Source organism: Thermus parvatiensis, assembly GCF_001535545.1.
Classification (GTDB): Bacteria; Deinococcota; Deinococci; order Deinococcales; family Thermaceae; genus Thermus; species Thermus parvatiensis.
The window spans coordinates 1,319,051-1,338,256 of sequence record NZ_CP014141.1 but is presented as its reverse complement, the minus strand read 5'-3'; the positions used below and the strand labels follow the sequence as shown (position 1 = coordinate 1,338,256).

General features: G+C 69.2%; 17 protein-coding genes, 3 pseudogenes and 1 riboswitch. Of the genes and pseudogenes, 8 read left to right on the top strand and 12 right to left on the bottom strand.

Annotated features, from left to right (window positions below; translation table 11 throughout):
* Positions 1–2: 2 nt before the first annotated feature.
* The 7 genes from cobA to AV541_RS07285 form a co-directional block, all read right to left on the bottom strand.
* Entirely contained in the window at positions 3–725 is a 723-nt protein-coding gene (gene cobA, locus AV541_RS07315) for a uroporphyrinogen-III C-methyltransferase (protein WP_008632061.1), read from the bottom strand.
* Positions 718–1,458, bottom strand: coding sequence for a sulfite exporter TauE/SafE family protein (locus AV541_RS07310; RefSeq protein ID WP_060384606.1), 741 nt, complete (start codon positions 1,456–1,458; stop codon positions 718–720). Before AV541_RS07310 ends, cobA begins: the two co-directional genes overlap by 8 nt.
* A gap of 1 nt (position 1,459) precedes the next feature.
* Entirely contained in the window at positions 1,460–2,128 is a 669-nt protein-coding gene (locus AV541_RS07305) for a phosphoadenylyl-sulfate reductase (protein WP_060384605.1), read from the bottom strand.
* On the bottom strand, positions 2,116–2,763 hold the full coding sequence (locus AV541_RS07300; protein WP_060384604.1) for a precorrin-2 dehydrogenase/sirohydrochlorin ferrochelatase family protein: 648 nt from the start codon (positions 2,761–2,763) through the stop codon (positions 2,116–2,118). The genes AV541_RS07305 and AV541_RS07300 overlap by 13 nt, the downstream gene beginning before the upstream one ends.
* Positions 2,760–3,521 (bottom strand): uroporphyrinogen-III synthase, encoded by a 762-nt coding sequence (locus AV541_RS07295; protein ID WP_060384603.1) that lies wholly within the window; start codon positions 3,519–3,521, stop codon positions 2,760–2,762. The genes AV541_RS07300 and AV541_RS07295 overlap by 4 nt, the downstream gene beginning before the upstream one ends.
* Before the next feature lie 10 nt (positions 3,522–3,531).
* Complete coding sequence (locus tag AV541_RS07290; RefSeq protein ID WP_060384602.1) at positions 3,532–5,274, bottom strand: nitrite/sulfite reductase; 1,743 nt, start codon at positions 5,272–5,274, stop codon at positions 3,532–3,534.
* A gap of 160 nt (positions 5,275–5,434) precedes the next feature.
* The gene (locus tag AV541_RS07285) at positions 5,435–5,857 is read right to left on the bottom strand and encodes a hypothetical protein (protein ID WP_244880495.1); all 423 of its coding nucleotides are present in this window, start codon (positions 5,855–5,857) and stop codon (positions 5,435–5,437) included.
* A 58-nt stretch (positions 5,858–5,915) separates the two neighbouring features.
* Positions 5,916–6,025: riboswitch (TPP riboswitch) on the top strand.
* Positions 6,026–6,094: 69 nt separating this feature from the next.
* Here AV541_RS07285 and thiE point away from each other — a divergent pair.
* From thiE to thiD, 7 genes and pseudogenes are all read left to right on the top strand, one after another.
* Positions 6,095–6,715: a thiamine phosphate synthase gene (thiE, locus tag AV541_RS07280; protein ID WP_060384601.1), complete on the top strand. Its 621-nt coding sequence runs from the start codon at positions 6,095–6,097 to the stop codon at positions 6,713–6,715.
* Positions 6,702–6,896, top strand: coding sequence for a sulfur carrier protein ThiS (thiS, locus tag AV541_RS07275; protein WP_008632070.1), 195 nt, complete (start codon positions 6,702–6,704; stop codon positions 6,894–6,896). Before thiE ends, thiS begins: the two co-directional genes overlap by 14 nt.
* Positions 6,897–7,693 (top strand): annotated as a pseudogene (locus AV541_RS07270) (thiazole synthase). It abuts the gene before it with no gap.
* Between the two features lie 11 nt (positions 7,694–7,704).
* Positions 7,705–8,634, top strand: a complete 930-nt coding sequence (locus tag AV541_RS07265; RefSeq protein WP_038035281.1) for an NAD(P)/FAD-dependent oxidoreductase — start codon at positions 7,705–7,707, stop codon at positions 8,632–8,634.
* Positions 8,631–9,937, top strand: a pseudogene (thiC, locus tag AV541_RS07260) (phosphomethylpyrimidine synthase ThiC). The gene AV541_RS07265 and the pseudogene thiC overlap by 4 nt, the downstream one beginning before the upstream one ends.
* Before the next feature lie 4 nt (positions 9,938–9,941).
* The gene (locus AV541_RS07255) at positions 9,942–11,243 is read left to right on the top strand and encodes an MFS transporter (RefSeq protein ID WP_060384600.1); all 1,302 of its coding nucleotides are present in this window, start codon (positions 9,942–9,944) and stop codon (positions 11,241–11,243) included.
* Positions 11,240–12,016, top strand: coding sequence for a bifunctional hydroxymethylpyrimidine kinase/phosphomethylpyrimidine kinase (gene thiD, locus AV541_RS07250; RefSeq protein ID WP_060384599.1), 777 nt, complete (start codon positions 11,240–11,242; stop codon positions 12,014–12,016). Before AV541_RS07255 ends, thiD begins: the two co-directional genes overlap by 4 nt.
* A gap of 52 nt (positions 12,017–12,068) precedes the next feature.
* On the opposite strand, the gene AV541_RS07245 is transcribed toward thiD, so the two are convergent.
* From AV541_RS07245 to AV541_RS07225, 4 genes are read right to left on the bottom strand one after another with little or no spacing between them, the layout of a single operon-like run.
* On the bottom strand, positions 12,069–12,695 hold the full coding sequence (locus tag AV541_RS07245; RefSeq protein WP_060384598.1) for a hypothetical protein: 627 nt from the start codon (positions 12,693–12,695) through the stop codon (positions 12,069–12,071).
* Positions 12,692–14,296 (bottom strand): ExbD/TolR family protein, encoded by a 1,605-nt coding sequence (locus AV541_RS07240; protein WP_209440253.1) that lies wholly within the window; start codon positions 14,294–14,296, stop codon positions 12,692–12,694. Before AV541_RS07240 ends, AV541_RS07245 begins: the two co-directional genes overlap by 4 nt.
* Positions 14,293–14,643 carry a MotA/TolQ/ExbB proton channel family protein gene (locus AV541_RS07230; RefSeq protein WP_008632078.1) on the bottom strand — a complete coding sequence of 117 codons (351 nt, stop codon included), beginning with the start codon at positions 14,641–14,643 and terminating at the stop codon, positions 14,293–14,295. The genes AV541_RS07240 and AV541_RS07230 overlap by 4 nt, the downstream gene beginning before the upstream one ends.
* 46 nt (positions 14,644–14,689) lie before the next feature.
* The gene (locus AV541_RS07225; RefSeq protein WP_060384597.1) at positions 14,690–15,772 is read right to left on the bottom strand and encodes a 3-oxoacyl-ACP synthase; all 1,083 of its coding nucleotides are present in this window, start codon (positions 15,770–15,772) and stop codon (positions 14,690–14,692) included.
* Between the two features lie 70 nt (positions 15,773–15,842).
* Between AV541_RS07225 and AV541_RS11425 the strand changes: the two are divergent.
* Positions 15,843–16,745, top strand: a pseudogene (locus AV541_RS11425) (hypothetical protein); the annotation flags it as partial.
* Positions 16,746–16,912: 167 nt separating this feature from the next.
* Here AV541_RS11425 and secD read toward each other — a convergent pair.
* Positions 16,913–19,120, bottom strand: coding sequence for a protein translocase subunit SecD (secD, locus tag AV541_RS07215; protein WP_060384596.1), 2,208 nt, complete (start codon positions 19,118–19,120; stop codon positions 16,913–16,915).
* Positions 19,121–19,206 lie beyond the last annotated feature (86 nt).

Here is a 19,206-nt window from a genome sequence, read left to right as displayed (position 1 = left end):
GACTAACCTCCCAGGGCCAGGGCCTCCAGGGGCGCCTTGGCCTCGGCAAAGACCCGCACCACCTCGCCTAGGATCCAAAGGGCAGGAGCCTCCACCGCCACCTTCCCTTCCGCCACCTCCTGAAGCGAGGCCAGGATGCGGCGTTCTTTGGGGGTAGAAGCCCGCTCCACGAAAAGGGTGGGCTCTAGGGGGTTTCGCCCCAGGCGGAGGAGCTCCCTTGCGATCCAGACCCGCCGCTTCACCCCCATGAGGACCACCAGGGTGGGGACCCGGGCGAAGGGCTTTAGGTCCGGGTAGCCTCCCCCTTCCAGGACGCCGGAGACGGCGGCGAAGCCGTGGGCTAGGCCCCGGTGGGTCAAGGGAAGCCCGGAGGCGAGGAGGCTCGTCACCCCGGGCACCACCTCCACGGGGATCCCGTGCCTAAGGAGGAAGAGCATCTCCTCCCCGCCCCGGCCGAAGACGAAGGGGTCTCCTCCCTTGAGGCGGACCACCTTGGGGTAGGCCCGGGCGTAGCGGAGGAGGAGGCGGTGGATCTCCTCTTGCTTGCCGCTTTCCCCCTCCTCCTTGCCCACGTAGACCTTTTCCCCAGGGGCTAGGGCTAGGATCCTCTCGTCCACCAGCCGGTCGTGGAGGACCACGGGAGCTTCCTTGAGGAGGCGGTAGGCCTTGAGGGTGAGGAGCTCCGGGTCCCCAGGGCCCGCCCCCACCAGGTAGACCCTACCCATGGGCCACCCCCCGGTAGATGAGCTGGCTTCCGATGAAAAGGAGCCAAAGGAGAAGGGCAACCCTCAAGGGCTCCTTGGGAAGCCGGGTGGCGAAGAGGGCTCCAAGAAGCCCCCCCGCCACCCCGCCCGAGGCCAGGGCGAGGAGAAGCCCCGGGTCCACCTGGCCGAAATAGAGGTGGACCCCGCCCCCGAGGAGGGCCAGGACGAGGCCGAAGAGGAGGTCGGTGCCCACCACCTTTTGGGGGGAAAGCCTCGTGGCGTGGAAGAGGAGGAGGGTCCCCAAGGCCCCAGCCCCGGCGGAGGAGAAGCCCACCTCGAGGCCGATGCCAAAGGCCGCCGGGGGAAGGAGGTGGGGCCTTTCCTTTCCCTGGGGAAGACCCTTAAAGCTCCGCCAAAGCCCAAGCCCCGCCGAGAGGACCACGGTGAGGCCCACCAGGAGGAGGACCAGGTCCTTGGCCCCCTTGAGCTGGGCGAGGAGAAGGCTTCCCAAAAGCACCCCCGGGACCCCGCCTAAGAGAAGGCGGAAAAGGGCCCGATCGTCCACCTCCCCCTTGAGGAGGTAGACCCCCCCGGCGGGGATCTTCACCAGGAAGCCGAAGAGGAGCGCCGTCCCCACCGCCACCTCCGGGGGAAGCCCCAAGGCGAGGATGAGGAGGGGCGCGGTGATCGTCCCCGCCCCCACCCCCGTGACCCCGATGGCGAAGGCGATGAGGAAACCGAGGAGAAAGGCCATCCTACCCCTCCTTTCCGTGCAGGTGGATACCGCATTCCAGCTTTCCCTTCCCCGCCCAGCGGCCCGAGCGGGGGTCGGAAGGGTCTAGGGGCTTGGCGGTGCAGGGGGCGCAGCCGATGGAGAGGTAGCCCTGGTCGTAGAGGGGCAAATAGGGGAGGTCCTGGACCGCTAGGTAGGCAAAGACCTCCTTAAGCGTCCAGTCCCAGAGGGGACTCACCTTCTTCAGGCAGTGCCCCGAGGGAAGGATGGCCTCTTCCAAGGGCTTAAGGTTTGCCCGGGTGGGGGACTGCTCCCGCCTAAGCCCCGTGAACCAGGTGTCGTAGGCTTCCAGAGCGGCGAAAAGGGGCTCCACCTTGCGAAGGCCGCAGCACCGGCTGGGGTCGGTCTCATAGAGCTTGCCGTAAAGCCTTTCCTGCTCCTCCCGGGAAAGGGCGGGGGTGAGGTTGATGAGGCGGAAGCCGAGCTTTTTTTGCATCTCGTCCCGGTAGGCGTAGACCTCGGGGAAGTGGTAGCCGGTGTCCAGGAAGAGGACGGGGATCTCGGGTTTGGCCTCTAGGAGGAGGTGGAGGACCACCACGTCCTCCGCCTGGAAGCTGCAGGTGAAGCAGGGGTTTTGGCTTTGGGCCAGGGCTTCTTGGACCAGTTCCTTGGCCGCTTTCACCTTGTCCATACCGCCTCCTTCAGGGCCTCTTCCGCCTTCTCTATGGCGCGGGCAAGCCCTTCCTTGGGGTCTAGGTCCAGTTCCTCCAGGGCCTGGTCCACGATGCGGTACCAGAGGCGCTTCCGCTCCTCAAAGTCCGGGATTTGGGCGATTCTGGGCCTCAGGGTGCGGAGGAAGGCGACGAGCTCCCCGTAGGCCTCGGGGAAGAGCTGGGCGAGCCGCTCCTTGAGCCTTACGGCCAGGGCTGGGGCGGCCCCCGAGGTGGAAAGGGCCACCACAAGCTCCCCGCGCCTTAGGACGGCGGGGAGGATGGCGCTGGCGTTTTGCGGGTCGTCCACGGCCACGAGGAAGATGCCCCTTTGGTCGGCTTCCGCCTTGACCTTAGGGTGGATGGCCTTGTCCTTGGGGTGGCTGATGACCAGGAAGAAGCCCTCTAAATCTCCTTCCCGATAGCCCCGCCTAAGCCAGCGGATCTTCCCTTCCCGTTCCAGGGCTTCCAGGCCGAAGGCGTCCTCCTCGGCGAGCACGGTGAGCCGCGCCCCGGCCGAAAGCAGGGCCTGTAACTTGGCCTCCGTCTCGGGCCCCCCGGCGATGAGGAGGACGGGGCGGTCCCTGAGGTCCAGCATCAGGGGGAAGTAGGTCATGCCACCTCCTTTTGCAGGGCTTTTCGGAAGCCCTGGAGCATGCTCCCGAGGCGCTCGGTTTCGTCCACGTAGAAGGGGCTTACGCCCCACTCCCGTAGGGCGTCGGCGGTGACCCGGCCCACGGCGAGGGGCTTTACCCGCGTGTTAAGAACCTCCTTCAAGGCCTTGGGGTCCTTTGCCTCCTCAAAGAGGAACTCCACCTGGATGGCGGCCACGAAGGCGAGGGCGTCCACCTCCCCTCTGAGGAGGGCCTCCTCGAGGCGGAGGATCCCCTCGAGGTCCGGCAGGTGGCGGTAGGGCATGAGGGGAAGGACCCGGTAGCTCCTTTCCGCCAGGGCGTTTTCCAGCAGGGGAAGGGGCTTGCCGTAAAGCTGCAAGGCGGCCTTGCCGGGGCCCTGGGGGAGGAGGGGGAGGAGGCTCTTAGAGGTCCCGTCCCCCACGGCGTGGGGGGGAAGGCCGAGCTCCCTTAGGGTGCGGGCGGCCTTGGCGCCCCGGGCCAAGCGGAAGGCCCCTTCCAAGGGCTTTCTAAGGTCTAGGCCCAGGGCCTTTCCCGCCTCGAGGAGGTCTTTTACCCCCACCCCGGTGGTGGCGAGGAAGAGGTCCACCCCTTGGGCGAGTTCTCGGACCTGGTCCCGGTACTCGGGGACGGGGACCTTCTCCGTGGCCTGGACGGGGAAGAGGAGAGGGGTGAAGCCGAGCTTTTCCGCCAGGGCCTTAAACTCCTCTTTGCGCCTTAGGCCGGCGTAGGCGATGCGCATGGCCTCCTCCCTAGACGGCGCACTCCCCGCGCCCAAGCTGCACGCTGAAGGCCTCCCCTTCCGCCCCCAGGTCCTGGTAGAACTCGGGGGCCTCCTCGTAGGGAGGGACCTCCTGGAGCTCCTGGAGGAGGGGCTTGAAGGAGGCCGCCCCCACCCGGTCCAGGTAGGCCTGGAAGCTTTCCCCGTTTTGCCGCTCCGTAAGGTAGCGCTTCAGGATCCTCTCCACCGCCTCGGGGACCCGGCGGGCGGGGATCTTGCCCACCACCTGGCCGAAGCGGGCCTCCCCTTCCCGGGTCCTGCCGCCCAGGAGGAGGACGTAGTGGGGCACCTCCCTTTCCCCCACCTTACGGCTTGAGCCGTAGAAGCCGATGTCGGCGATGTGGTGCTGGCCGCAGGAGTTGGGGCAGCCGGAGATCTTGAGGCTGATGGCCTTGGCCCCGGGGTCCTGGGCCATGGGGAGGGCGGCGAGGCTTTCCCCTAGGGCCTGGGCCAGGCCGCGGGAATGGGTGATGGCCAGGTTGCAGGTGTCGGCCCCGGGGCAGCGGGTGATGTCCAGGAGGGTGTGGGCCTCAGGGAAAGCGAGCCCCGCCTCCAAGAGGGCCTCGTAAAGCCCACCCAGGGCCTCCTCGGGGACGAAGCGGAGGAGGAGGTTCTGGCTGATGGCGCTCCTAATCTCCCCGGCGTAGGTTTCCGCAATCTCCGCCAGGGCCCGGAGGCCTTCCGGGGTGATGTCCCCCAAGGGGAGGCGGACGATGGCGGTGTAGAAGCCCTCCTGCTTCTGCTTGAAGAGGTTGGTGCGCCGCCAGGCGTCAAAGCCTGGGGCAAAGGAGAAGGGCTTTTTGGGCGGGCTGGGAAGCCTCGGGGGCTCGGGCTCTGGGGGCGGGGCCCAGGCCTCGAGGTCCTCGCCGCTCGCCGTGAGCTTGACGAGGCGCCTTTCCTCCCGCACCGCCTCCCGGAAGGCGGCGATGCCCCACTTCTTCACCAGGAACTTGAGCCGGGCCTGGGTCAGGACCTTGCGGTTCCCGTAGCGGTCAAAGAGGCGGATGATGGCCAGCATGGTGGGGAGGAGGTCCTCCTCGGGGGTGAAGGGCTCCAAGAGCTCGGCGCTCATGGGGGCAGCCCCTAGGCCCCCGCCCACGTAGACGCGGAAGCCCCGCTTCCCCCCTTCCAGGGCCGCCACCACCCCGATGTCGTGGATGGGGGTGCGGGCGTGGTCCGTGGCGCACCCCTCAAAGGCGATCTTGAACTTCCGGGGCAGGTTCTGCCCCACGGGGTGGCGAAGAAAGTAGCGATAAGTGGCCTCGGCGTAAGGGGTGACGTCAAAGGGTTCCTCGGGGGAGACCCCGGCGTAGGGGCAGCAGGTGATGGCCCGGATGGAGTGGCCGCAGGCCTCCCGGGTGGTGAGCCCCACGGCGTTCACCGCCCTTAAGACCTTGGGCACGTCCCGGCGGTGCACGTGGTGGAGCTGGACCGCCTGGCGGGTGGTCACGTGGGCCAGGCGGTTTTCCGCGTAGCGCTCGGCCACGTCCGCCAGGACCCTAAGGCCTTCCGGGGTGATCCGCCCCACGGGGAGCTTGATGCGGATCATATGATGGTCGGGACGTCCCCGGATGCCGTAGATGCCGTTCTTGAGGCGGTAGACCCGGAAGTCCTCGGGGTCTTCCTCCCCGGCCTCGAGGCGGGCGATCATGGCCTCCAGGTACCCGATCTCCGCCTCCACCACCGCGTCCAGCGTCTCCCTAGCCCCGATCATCTTCCCTCCTTTCCCCGGCCCTCCGGGGGTTAGCCAGGAAGATATACCATTGAGCCTATGAAAGTCAAGGGTACAAGCGCCGGATTCCCCGCTTCCCCTAAGGCCTCCCCGCAAGCCCCAGGCCCAAGGCTATGAGCCCCGCTCCCAAAAGGAGCGCCCCTCACCCGGCGGAAGGACCCAGGGCGTCCCCCAAGAAGGCGAAGAGGGGAACCGGGAGAAGCCCCGAAAGGGCCAAGGGCCAGAGGGCAAGCCACGGGGAAGGAGGGCGGCAAGAAAGAAGGGCCCCGAGGCAAAGGAGCGCAAAGGCCACCATGGCCACCGCCAGGCCCAGGTTCATGGGGTCGGACTCAGGGCGGAGGAGGGCCACGGCCACCCAGGCGGAGGGGTTGAGGAGGAGGGCGAAAAGGAGAAGGTGGGGTAGGGGCAGGCGCCGGGCGAGGAGGCTCAGGCCGAGCCCCAGGCAGGCCCCCGCCGCGAAGGCGGCGAGGCCGAGGACGGGGGCGGGAAGGCCCAGGGCGGCCACCGCCGCCACGCCCAGGTGGAGGCCAAAGAGGAGGCTTGTGAGGGCCAGGTAGGGGCGCATGGGCTCCTCCCCAGTGTAGCCTGCCCTCTTTTCCCCGGGCGCGGGCGTGCTATAGTGGGGGGCAGGCTAGGGGTGCCCGAATGGAAGGGCTGAGAGCTGGGTTTTTCCCAGCAACCCTTGGAACCTGATCCGGGTAATGCCGGCGGAGGGAAGCCTATGCGGAAGACCCGAGTCCCCCAAAACCTAACCTCTTCCGGGCCGCGTGGGCCTTTCCTGCCGGCCTGAGGGGGTGGAAGCTTGCAGGGAAGGCTTTACCTGGTGGTGACCCCAAGGCCCGGCTGGTCTTTGGAGGCCACCCTGGACCGCACGGAAAGGGCCTTGGCGGGAGGCGTGGAGGTCGTGCAGCTGAGGGCCAAGGACTGGGAGGCGCGGCCCACCCTGGCCCTCGGGGAAAGGATGCTCGCCCTCGCCCGGCGCTACGGGGTGCCCTTCTTCCTGAACGACCGCCCCGACCTCGCCGCCCTCCTGGGGGCGGACGGGGTGCACCTGGGGCAGGGGGACCTCACCCCTTTGGAGGCCAGGCGGTTCTTCAGCGGCTTGGTGGGCCGCTCCACCCACGCCCCCGAGCAGGCCCTAAAGGCCCTGGAGGAGGGGGCGGACTACCTTTCCGTGGGCCCGGTGTGGGAGACCCCCACCAAGCCTGGCAGGAAGGCGGCGGGCCTGGGGTATGTGCGTTGGGCGGCGGAAAACCTTAAGGAAAAGCCCTGGTTTGCCATCGGGGGGATTGACCTAGAGAACCTGGACCAGGTTTTGGAGGCCGGGGCGAGGCGCATCGTGGTGGTGCGGGCCATCCTGGACGCCCCTGACCCCGAGCGGGCGGCCAGGGCCTTTAGGGAGCGGCTTTATGGTGTGGCTTAACGGCGAACCCAGGCCCCTCGAGGGCCGCACCCTCAAGGAGGTGCTGGAGGAGCTGGGAGTGGAGCTAGAGCGGGTCGCCGTCCTCCTCAACGAGGAGGCCTACCCCGGCAGCGAGCTTCCCCACCACATCCTGCGGGAAGGGGACGTGGTGGAGGTGGTGGCCCTCATGCAAGGAGGCTAGATGGACACCTGGAAGGTAGGGGAAGAGGAGCTCAAAAGCCGGCTCATCCTGGGCTCGGGCAAGTTTAAGGACTTCGGGGTGATGCGGGAGGCCATCGCCGCGGCGGGGGCCGAGGTGGTCACGGTCTCCGTGCGGCGGGTGGAACTGAAGGCCCCGGGGCACGTGGGCCTCCTGGAGGCCTTAAAGGGGGTGCGGCTTCTCCCCAACACCGCCGGGGCCAAGACGGCGGAGGAGGCGGTGCGCCTCGCCCGGCTGGGCCGGGTGCTCACCGGGGAGAGGTGGGTGAAGCTGGAGGTGATCCCCGACCCCACCTACCTCCTCCCCGACCCCCTGGAAACGTTGAAGGCGGCGGAAATCCTCCTGGAGGAAGGCTTCACCGTGCTTCCCTACATGGGGCCCGATTTGGTCCTGGCCAAGCGGCTTGCCGCCTTGGGCACGGCCACGGTGATGCCCCTCGCCGCCCCCATCGGCTCGGGCTGGGGGGTGAGGACCCGGGCCCTCCTGGAGCTCTTTGCCCGGGAGAGGGCAAGCCTCCCCCGGTGGTGGTGGACGCGGGGCTTGGCCTTCCCTCCCATGCAGCGGAGGTGCTGGAGCTGGGGCTGGACGCCGTCTTGGTGAACACCGCCATCGCCGAGGCGAAAGACCCCGTGGCCATGGCCGAGGCCTTTAGGCTTGCGGTGGAGGCGGGAAGAAGGGCCTTTTTGGCGGGGCCCATGCGGCCCAAGGAAGCGGCAAACCCCTCGAGCCCGGTGGAAGGGGTGCCTCTTGGCCCCAAGCCCGGTTGGGGGCCCCAGTGAGGGAGGTTTCCTTGAAGGCCGAGGTGGCCGTGGTGGGGGCGGGGGTCATCGGGGCTCTCGCCGCCTACGAGCTCGCCAAGCGGGGGGTGGAGGTGGTCCTCCTGGATGCGGAGAAGCCTGGGGCCGCCACCCTGGCGAGCGCCGGGATGCTCGCTCCCTACCCCGAGGGGCTTAGCGGGGAACTTCTGGAGGCGGGGCTTTTCGGCCTGAAGACCTACCCCGGGCTCCTCGCCGAGCTCAAGGAGAAGGGGCATCCGGTGGAGGCCTCTTTTGCCGGGACCTGGGTGGCGGCCTTAAGCCTTAGGGAGAAGGAGGCCTGGGAGGCCCAGGACCCCCTACCTTATCCGGTCCGGGGGGCCTTGGGGGCCCGGCGCTTCCCCGGAGGGTTCGTCCACCCCAAAAGGCTCCGGGAGGCCCTCCTTGGGGCCTTTCAGGCCCTTGGGGGGGTCTACCTCCGGGCCGAGGTGGAGGGGGTGGAGAGAGGAAGGGTCTACTGGGGAGAAGGGGACCTCAGGGCCCGAGCCGTCCTCCTTTGTGTGGGGGCCTGGGGCGGGCGGTTTGGCCTCAAGGTGCGCCCCTTAAAGGGAGAAGCCCTTCTTTTGGAGGGGGAGGCGCCCCCTGGACCCCTTTTCGCCGGGGAGGGCTACCTCCTGCCCCGGGAGGGCGGGGTCTACGTGGGGGCCACGAGCCGGGAGGGCTGGGGGGAGGGGGTGGACCTCTTTGGCCTCCGCTGGCTTGCGGACTACGCCCACGAGCGTTTTCCCCTCCTGGAGGGGGCGGCCTTCAGGGGGGTGGTCTGGGGATATAGGCCTGTGGGGGAGCTTTTCGTGGGCGAGGTGGAGGAAGAAATTTTTGCGGCGGTGGGGCACGGGAGGAACGGGGTGCTCCTCGCCCCTTGGACGGCAAAGCGGCTTCTAACGCTTTTGGGGGTGGAAGAATGACGCAGCTTGAGGCGGCAAGGAAGGGCATCATCACCGAGGAGATGGCCTACGTGGCCGAGAAGGAGGGGGTTTCCCCAGAGTTCGTGCGGGAAGGGGTGGCATCAGGCCGCATTGTGATCCCCCGCAACCCCAACCACCACACCCTGCGGGACTTCAAGGGGATTGGGGAGGGGCTTAGCGTGAAGGTGAACGCCAACCTGGGCACCTCCTACGATTACGTGAACGTGGAGGAGGAGGTGGAGAAGGCCCGGGTGGCCATCCAGTACGGGGCGGACACTATCATGGACCTCTCCACCGGGGGGGACTTGAAGGAGATTAGGCGGCGGATCCTCGAGGTGGCCACCGTCCCCTTGGGCACCGTGCCCATCTACGAGGCGGAGTTCCGGGCTGCCCGGCGCAAGAACTTCTTTGACATGTCCGCGGACGAGCTCTTCCAGGTGATTGAGGAGCACGGGAAGGAGGGGGTGGACTACATCACCGTCCACGTGGGGGTGACCCTGAAGAACCTCGAGGTCTACCGGAATGCCGCGCGCACCACGGGCATCGTGAGCCGGGGCGGGGGGCTTATGGCCGCCTGGATGCTCCATAGGGGCGAGGAAAACCCCCTTTACGCCCGCTTTGACGACCTCCTGGACATCGCCCGCACCTACGACATGACCCTCTCCTTGGGGGATGGCCTCAGGCCCGGCTCCCTGGCGGACAGCACCGACCGGCCCCAGATCGCGGAGCTTTTAACCATCGGCGAACTGGTGGAGCGGGCGCGGCGCGCCGGGGTCCAGGCCATGGTGGAAGGCCCGGGGCACATTCCCCTGAGCGAGGTGGCCACCAACGTCCAGATTCAGAAAAAGCTCACCGGCGGGGCCCCCTTCTACATCCTGGGGATGCTCCCCGTGGACACCGCCGCAGGCTTTGACCACATCGCCGGGGCCATCGGGGGGCCTTGGCGGGCTGGATGGGGGCCGACATGCTCTGCTACCTCACCCCGGCGGAGCACCTGGGCCTGCCCACCCCCGAGCACGTGAAACAAGGGGTCATCGCCTTCAAGATCGCCGCCCACGCCGCCGACGTGGCCCGGGGGAACCCCCGCGCCTTGGAGCGGAACCGGAGGATGTCCGAGGCCCGCTACCGCCTGGACTGGGAAGGGCAGTTCGCCCTGGCCCTTTTCCCCGAGGAGGCGAGGCGCCTCAAGGAGGAAAGGGGCTCCAAGACCAAGGCCTGCAGCATGTGCGGTCCCTTCTGCCCCATGAACCTGGTGGAGGCGGTGCTTAAGGGGAAGGGGCGGATGGAGCTTCCGGTAGCCTGAGGCCATGGACGCCCTCGCCCGTCTGGAACGCCTGCCCCTGGGAAGGCCCCACTACCGCCTCCTCCTGCTTCTCGGGCTTGGCTGGGCCCTGGACGCCATGGACGTGGGGCTCATCAGCTTCACCCTGCCCGCCCTTTCCCGGGACTTCGGCCTGAACCCGGTGGGGGCGGGGCTTTTGGGGAGCGTGGGGCTTCTGGGGATGCTCTTCGGGGCCCTCCTCGGGGGGCGGCTCGCCGACCGGTTCGGCCGGAAGGCGGTGGTGGGGTATAGCCTCTTCCTGGCCGGCATAGGAAGCCTCCTCACCGCCCTTGCCCCAAGCCTTTCCTGGGTTTTCCTCTTCCGCTTCCTCACGGGGCTTGGCCTGGGAGCGGAGCTTCCCGTGGCGGCAAGCCTCATGGGGGAGTTTAGCCCGAAGGCCCACCGGGGGCGGATGGTGGTTCTCCTCGAGGCCTTCTGGGCGGTGGGGTGGCTTTTGGCTGCCCTTATGGGCTACCTCCTGGTCCCCTCCTTGGGCTGGCGGATGGCCTTCCTGGCGGGGGCCTTGCCCGCCCTTTACGCCGCCTACCTGAGGCTTTCCCTCCCCGAGTCCCCCCGCTGGCTTCTGGCCCAGGGCCAGGTGGCGGAGGCGGAGGCGTTGGTGGCCGCCTGGGAGCGGGCCTTTCCCGGGCCCCTTCCCGAGCCTCGCCCTGAGCCCGCCCCGCGCCCCCTCCCCTACGGGGCCCTCTTCCGCCCGCCCCTCCTCCGGCGCACCCTCTTCCTCGCCCTCGCCTGGTTCGCCCTGAACGCGGGCTACTACGGGGCCTTCATCTGGCTCCCTTCCCTCCTCGTGGCCCAGGGCTACACCCTGGTGCGCTCCTTGGAGTACGTCCTCCTCATCACCTTGGCCCAGGTGCCGGGGTACCTCACAGCGGCCTTCCTGGTGGAAAGATGGGGGAGAAGGCCCGTGCTGGTGGGGTTTCTGGCTCTTTCCGCCTTGTCCGCCTGGCTCCTTTCCCGGGCCGCTTCCCCTTTGGAGGTGCTCCTCTTTGGGGCGCTCCTTTCCTTCTTCAACCTGGGGGCCTGGGGGGCGGTCTACGCCTACACCCCAGAGCTTTTTCCCACGGCGCTTAGGGGAAGCGGGGCCGGGCTGGTGGCGGCGGTGGGGCGGGTGGGGGGGATCCTCGCCCCCTACGCCACCGGGGCCCTCCTCCCCCTCCTGGGCCCGGGCGGGGTTTTGGCCCTCCACGGAGGGCTTTTGCTCCTGGCTGGGGTCTTCGCCTGGGGGGTGGGGGTGGAGACCCGGGGGAAGCCCTTGGAGGAAGGATGAGGGTGGCCCTTACCATTGCCGGTTCGGACTCAGGGGGTGGGGCCGGGGTGCAGGCGGACCTCAAGGTCTTCTTCCGCTTCGGGGTCTACGGGACGAGCGCCCTCACCCTGGTCACCGCCCAGAACACCCTGGGGGTGCAGCGGGTGCACCTCCTTCCCCCCGAGGTGGTCTACGCCCAGATAGAGAGCGTGGCCCAGGACTTCCCCCTTCACGCCGCCAAGACGGGGGCCTTGGGGGATGGGGCCATCGTGGAGGCGGTGGCCGATGCGGTGGGGCGCTACGGCATCGCGCCCTTGGTGGTGGACCCGGTGATGGTGGCCAAAAGCGGGGACCCTCTCCTTGCCCCGGAGGCGGTGGCGGCCCTCAAGGAGAGGCTTTTCCCCCTGGCGGCCCTCATCACCCCGAACCGCCTCGAGGCCGAAGCCCTCCTGGGGCGCCCCATCCGTACCCTTGAGGAAGCGGAGGAGGCCGCCAAGGCCCTCCTCGCCCTAGGCCCCAAGGCCGTCCTCCTCAAGGGGGGGCATCTGGAGGGGGAAAGGGCGGTGGACCTTTTAGCCACCCAGGAAGGGATCTTGCGCTTCTCCGCTCCCCGGGTCCAAACCCGGAACACCCACGGCACCGGCTGCACCCTCTCCGCCGCCATCGCCGCCCTCCTCGCCAAGGGAAGGCCCTTGGCGGAGGCGGTGGCCGAGGCCAAGGCCTACCTCACCCGGGCCCTGAAGACGGCGCCCTCCCTGGGCCACGGCCACGGGCCTTTGGACCACTGGGCCTAGGCGGGTTCCGTAACGGTGCCCAGGCCGGGGCGGTGAGGGCTTTTTGGGGTACTCAGTAGAAGGCCCCCAGGTTCACGGTGAAGGCGTAGAGGCAGTCCTTCTCCGACTCGGTGAGGAAGACCACTTCCAGGGGGCCCTTCGGGTCCACGGGCTTTCCGGAGAGGTCCAGGTAGAAGACCAGGGTGCCCGTGTACCCGTCCTCCTTTTCCTGCCAGTCGTCCAGGTAGGTGGCCCGGTAGGCCCGGACGTAGCTTTCCCCCTCCGGGGTCTTGAGCCGCACCCCCAGGGTGTAGGCGGCCCGGTGCTCCAGGCGCTTGAGCCCCGAAAGGCGCAGGTAGACCCGGAGGTGGCCGTCGGGGAGGAGGCGCTTGGCCTCCGGGAGGACCTCCTCCGCCTGGACCCGCCGGAACTCGTTCCGGGCCCTCTCGGCCAGGATCTCCACCACCTCCGCCTGGCCAGCGACCCGGGCCCACACGGGGCGGCTTCCGGGGAAGGGGAGGCACCCCTCCCCCCGGAGGACCCGGACCTCCAGGGGGGAGTGCTCCACCGCCGTGGGCAAGGGGGGGATGCGGCTGTAGGCCCCGTCCACCACCTGCCGGGCGAGCTCCAGGTCCAGGGCGGGCTGCCAGGCGAGGGCTAAAGGAAGGAAGGGAAGCAGAACCGCTAGGCCTCTTCTCACGGCTGACCTCCTTTCGCGTACAGGAAGACCATCTCGCAGAGGCTTTCCGCCGCCACCTGGATGCGGGCGGCGTCCTCTGCGCTTACCACCACGAGGTCGTGGAACCGGCTTTCCGGCGTCCGCGTCCGGGTGCCTAAGGCCTTGATCCAAAGGACCCGCCCGTAGGGCCCAGGGTCAAAGGCCCCCTGGGGGAAGAAGAGGGCGATGCCGCTCCGGTCCACCACCTCGGTGGGCACCCCCTGCACCTTGGCCGCCGGGGGCCAGACCCGCCTCCCCTCGGGGGTGAGGACCTGGGGGTTGGGGTTGGGGTCCAGGGGGAAGGGGGTGGCGTCCACCACCACGGCGCACCGCCCCCGGTCCCTCCCCCCTTGGACCCCGCCCGGGGGGAGGAGGCCTTCCCGGCCTAGCTCCCCCGCCGGGCGGGAGGGGGGGAGGGCGGCCTCCCGGGCGGGGCCCATCCTTCCCTCCGGCAGGGCCCCGGGGGCCTGGGCCGGGAGGGGAAGCGGGTTCGGGGTGCCGGGCGCGGGCGGGGCCTTCTCCGCCGCAAGCCCTCCGCCGGAGGAAGAAAGGGCCAGGGCCTCCGCTTTCGCAGGGGTCGGGGCGGAAGGCGTAGGCGCCAAGGCCTCCGCCGGGGCGGGGGTGGCCGCTTGGCCCCAGGAAGAGGCTCCCGCCTCCTCCGCCGTGGGGGCCTGGGCCTCGGGGGCGGGGGCGGCGAAGGCCTCCTGGGCCGGGCGGGCGGCCTCGAGGTCCCCCGTGCCCCGGGCCACGGGCTCGGCGGGGCCGGCCTCCCGGCCTAGGGCGGGGGCTTCCTGGGGCGGGGCGGCCTCCTGGGCCAGGGAGGCTTCTTCCCGGCTTGGGGCGGGGAGGGCCTCGGCTTGGGCTTTGGGAGCGGGGGAAGGAGAGGGGAGGAGGCGCTCCTCACCCCCGGAGGGGATGGGGGCGCGCTCCAGGCCCCGGGGGGGCGTGGGGTTCACCCGGGGTTGGGGGGTGGCCTGCTCCCTTGGGGCAGGCCGGGGCGGGGGTATTTCGGGCCTTGGGGCTTCGGCGGATCTGGTCTCAAGAGGGGGTTTGGGGGCCTGGGGCCTGGCCTCTTCGGCCTCCGTCTTCACGGGCACGGGTGCGAGGCGCACCGTGTAGCTCGGGAGGGGGAGGGCGGGTTTGTAGCGCACCACCCCCAGGAGGAGGAGGCCGTGAACCAAGAGGGCGAGGAGGAAGGCCCTCCGCTCAAGGCCGGACGCCCACCTCAACCTTCTCCCCCCCGCGCGGCGCACCGCCTCCAGCACGGCCACCACCGTGCCGTGGGGCACCTCCCGGTCCGCCTCGAGGCGGACCGCCGTCCCCTCCTGGAGGAGGGGGCTCAGGGCCTGGGCCAGGTCCTTTAGGGCCACGGGCTTCCCGTTCAGGGCGAGGCGTCCTTCCCGGTCCAGCTCCAAAAGCACCCCTCCGCTTCCCTGCCTCCCCTCCGCCCGGGGAAGGTCCACGGAGAGGGCCCGCTGGGGTAGGGCCTCGGGCCAGCGGGCGAGGAGGAGGGCGAAAAGGGCGAGGAGGAGGAAGAAGTCAATGAGGGGGATGAGGTTCAGGACCAGGGGCCGGCGGCTCACTCCTCCCCCCCTTCCATGGCCCCAAGGAGCACCCGCCCCCCGTAGGCCACCACGGCCACGAAAAGGCCCATCCCGGTGTTGGTGAGGGCCTCGGCGATGCCCTGGGCCAGAAGCTCCGGATTGCCCCCCTGGCCGAGGGCCAGGAAGGCCCGGATCATGCCCAGGCTGGTGCCGAAAAGCCCGAGGAGAGGGGCAAACTGGGCCAGGTCCCCCAGCCGGTCCAGGGTCCTCGCCGTGGCCTTTCTGCGGAAAAGGCCCACGAGGACCAGGTAGAGGGTGTAGACAGAGAGGGCGAACAGAATCCAGAAAACAGGTCCCGCTGCCCGGATGAGCTCGGCCCCGCTCATGGTCCCGCCATTTTAGGGGGGGGCGGGCGTGAAAAGGGTGAAGACCCTACCCCTTTACCGAGCCCGCGAGGAGGCCCCGGAGGAAGTAGCGGCCGAGGAGGATGTAGACGAGGAGGGTGGGGAGGGCTGCCAGGATGGCCCCGGCCATGGGCAGGTTCCACTTCACCGCCTCCCCTCCGGCGAGCTGGGCCAGGGCCACGAGGCTCCCCTCCTTGAGAAGCCCCTTCTCCCGGGCGAGCCTCAGGGAGAGGAGGGGGTCCAGCTGCCCCAGGTGGCCGAAGCGCTCCAGGTAGATGGACCGCTCCTCGGAGAGGCCGAGCCCCGCGAGCACCGCCCGGTGGGCGGAGCGCTTCATGTGGAGGAGGGCGAGGTAGTCCAGGTCGGCCTCCGTGTACCCCGCTTCCCCCAGGGCCTCCCGGATCACCCCGAGGAAGCTCGGGATGGAGGTGGCGTCCAGCCTGCGCTTCATCTCCTCGGGGTCCTCCACCCGGAGCCGGTACTCCGCCAGATTTTCCGGGGTGAGGGGAGCCCGGGTCCCCCCCACGGGGACCTTGACGGCGAGGGCCAGCCTGGGGTCCATGCGGTGGGCGAGGCCCAAAAGCTTCAGGCCCGGCCCTTCCCGGGTGAGGACCGCCGCGGCTCCCCCTGCGGCCAGGTCGTAGAGGAAGCGGGTGTGGGGGTCTTGGTAGTCCACGAGGTCGCCGTTGCGGTAGCCTCCCGCCACCAGGACCACCTCCACCTCCTTGCGGGTGGCGAAGAGGCCCCGGGCCACCTCAAGGGCCCCGATGAGGGAAGCGCACTTCTGGTTCAAGTCCAGCCCCTTGGCCCGGGAGGCCCCCACCTTTAGGGCCAGGTAGGGGGCGGTGGCCCAGACGGGGTAGTCCTTGTACTCCTCCACGATGGAGATCACCCAGTCCACCGCCTCCCCGGGTAGCCCCGCCTTCGCCAAGGCCTCCTTCGCAGCCCAGGCGGCCATCTCCGCCGGGTGGTCTTCGGGGCCGGGAACGGGCTTTTCCAGGAGGCCGAGCTTTTCCCGCACCACCTCCGGCGGCAGGCCCGAACGCCGGGCGATCTCCTCTGCGTCCATGCGCCCTTTGGGCAGGTAGACCCCAAGGCTTCTCAGGTACATCTGCCCTCAGGGTAGGGGAAGGGCGTTACACGTCCGTTACACGGGAGGCGGTCCTGTGCCCTGGGGGATAATGGAGGGGATGCCCTACCCCGTTCCCCCGTCCCGGCTCTACCCGCCCCGCACCGCCCGGGAGGTCTTGCGCATCCGCCCCTTGCGCCTTTTGGAGGAGGCCTTCGGCAAAAGCCCTGGGGTGGTCTTGGCCGCGGGGGCGGGGTACGGCAAGACGAGCCTCGCCGCGGAGCTTCCCGCCGTCTACGTCTCCCTTGCCGAGGAGGCCAAGGACCCGGCGGTCTTCCTCTGGCACCTCCTCGCCGCCTACGAGAACCGGGCGGAGCTTGTCCCAGTGAGGGCCCTTTTGGAGGCCGGGGCCTGGCCCAAGGCCCTGGAGGCCCTCCTCGAGGCCCTCGTCCCCCTGGGGGCCCACTACCTGGTCCTGGACGAGGCCCATCGGGCGGAAAGCCCGGGGGTGGTCCGGGTCCTCCAGGGCCTCCTCCGCCTCCCGGGCCTCCGCCTCCTCGTCCTCTCCCGGAAGGCGGCCCCCTTTGCCTTCCTCACCGTGTTTTCCGAGCGGGAGCTCGCCTTTGACCCCGAGGAGGCCTGCCAGCTGGCCAAGGCCCTGGCCCCGGAGCTCCCCGCCTTTGAGGTGGAAAGGGCCTTAAGCCTCGTCCGGGGCTGGCCCTTGGGGCTTAGGCTTGTCCTCCTCGCCATGCGCAAGGGCCTGAGGCCCGAGCTCGCCCTGGAGAGCGCCGAGGGGCTTCTCGCCTACCTGGGGCAGGCCCTGCCCAAGGAGGTCCTGGACCGGGCCTCCCGGCTCGCCCTCCTCGGGGAGGTGGACGAGGAAGAAGGGGCCTTCCTCCTCCCTTACGCCGAGGACCTGCTTCTGGAGAGGCGGGAGGGGCGCATCGGCTTCCACCCTCTCCCCTCCCGGGGGCTGGACCACCCCGTCCTGGACGAGGCCGCCCGGGCCTACCTGGAGGAGCGGCGGCGGGGCCTCCTGCAAAGCCCTCGCCCCGAGGACTGGCTTTTGGCCCTGCGGCTTGACCCCCTGGACGAGTCGGCTTTGGGCCGCCTCCGGGGGACGGCGCTCTACGAAAAAGGGCTCCGCCTCCGCCTTGTGGCGGAGGCGGAGCTGGAAGGGGACTAGGCCTTCTTGGCCTCTTGGGCCTTCCCGCGGTTCTTCCAGGCCACCACCAAGGCGCTCACCACGTAGATGGAGCTGTAAGTCCCCACGAAGATGCCCACGAAGATGGCCAGGGCGAAGTCCCTGAGGACACTCCCTCCCAGGAAGAGGAGGGCAAGGATGGGGAGGAGGGTGGTGAGGCTCGTCATCACCGTGCGGGAGAGGGTCTGGTTGATGGAGCGGTTGACGAGCTCGGCGTAGGGCAGGTGCCGTAGGAGCTTTTGGTTTTCCCGGATGCGGTCCGAGACCACGATGGAGTCGTTGATGGAGTACCCCACGATGGTGAGGAGGGCGGCGATGGTGGAGATGGAGAACTCCAGGCCCAAAAGGCTGTACATCCCCGCCACGATGGCCACATCGTGGGCCACGGCCAGGATGCTGGCCACGCCGAAGGTCCAGTCAAAACGGAAGGCCACGTAGAGGAGAATGAGGCCAAGCCCCACCAGGACCGCCATCACCGCGTTGCGCCTCAGCTCCTCCCCGATGGCCGGCCCCACGGTTTCCGAGGCCAGGACCGTGGCCTTGAGCTCGGAGGCGAAAAGCCTTTCCAGCTCAAGCCGCCTCTCGTCGGAAAGGGGCGGGAGCTTCACCAGAAACTCCCGGTAGGCCGCCGTGGGGGCCTGGACCTGGGTGATCACCGCCTCCTTGGCGGGGAAGCCTTTTTCCTCCAGGAAGCGCCTCAGGGTGTCCACCCCCGCCTCGGGTTCGGTGCGCAGGGTGTAGGCCGTCCCCCCGGTGAAGTCAATGGAGTAGTTGAAGCCCTTGGTGAGGGCCACGCCCGCCGCCAGGGCGGCGAGGAGGAGGCTGGCCACGGTGATGTAGCGGGCGGGGCCCATGAAGTTGAACCGCGGGTCCACAAGCCACATGGGGGGGCGGATCTCGCCCCGGTCGGCCAGCCGCTCCAGGAGGTGGCGGCTAAAGACGAGGTTGGAGAAGACGCTGGCCACCACGCCGATGGCCAGGATCACGGCGAAGCCCCGCACCGGCCCCGTGGCGTACTGGTAGAGGGCCGCCGCCGCCAGGAGGTGGGCGATGTTCACGTCCATGATGGTGAGGGTGGAATGGCGGAAGCCCTCGAGGATGGCCTGGCGGAACTTCTTTCCTGCCCGGAGCTCCTCCTTGATGCGCTCAAAGGAGAGGACGTTCCCGTCCACCGCCGCCCCTAGGGTGAGGACGAGGCCGGCGATGCCGGGGAGGGTGAGGGTGGCCCCGAGGCCCGAGAGGAGGCCCAGGATGAGGGCTGAGGTGTAGATGAGGCCCAAGGAGGCCACGAGCCCCAGGTGGGGGCCGTAGTAGGCGAAGATGAGGAGGAAGATGGCCAGGGTGCCGATGAGGGCGGAGCGGATCCCCGCCTGGATGGCGTCTTGGCCCAGGGTGGGGCCGATGGCCCGGATCTCCGCCACCTTGAGGGGGACCGGCAGGGAGCCCGAGCGCAGGACGAGGGCGATCTCGCTCGCCTCCTCCACGCTGGAAAGCCCCTCGATGACCGCCTGGCCTCCGGTGATGGCCTGGCGGATCACGGGGGCGGTGTAGACCTTGCCGTCCAAGACGATGGCGAGCCGCTTGCCGATGTTCTGCCGGGTGACCTCCTCAAACTTCTTCGCCCCTTCCGGGGTGAAGGTGAGGGAGACCTGGGGGCGGCCGAACTGGTCAAAGACCGCCCGGGCGTCGGCCAGGTCTGCCCCGGTGAGGAGGGGCGGGCCGAGGTCCTCCGGCTTGATGAGGTCCTTTTCCAGCTCCTCCCGGTTGAGCCTGGGGTTTTCCCGGAGGGCCTGGTTGATCTGGGCCACGGTGGTGCCCGTGGCCCCTTCTTTGACGATGCGGAACTCCAGGACCGCCCTCTGCCCGATGAGCTTGAGGGCGCGGTCCTGGTCGGCCTGGGAGAGGCCGGGGAGCTCCACCACGATGCGCTTCTGCCCCTGGATCTGGATGAGGGGCTCGGCCACGCCGAGGGCGTTGATCCGGTTTTCCAGGACGGTCCTGGCCTTCTCCAGGTCGTCCAGGGTGGGGTTCTCCACGTCGGCCTCGAGGACGATCCTCAGACCCCCCTTCAGGTCCAGGCCCAGGCGGACCTTGGGCTCCTCGGGGGCCCAGGGCTTCCATACGAAGAGGAGGGCGAGAAGAAACACGCCGAGCAGGAACAGGCTGGTGAGGTTTTTCCGGTTCATGCGCTTCCCCTTAGGTGCGCGTCACGCGCCGCAGTCCGTACGCCTTTTGCCGCCTTTGCCGCAAGACGTTCCCTGGGGAGTGGCGC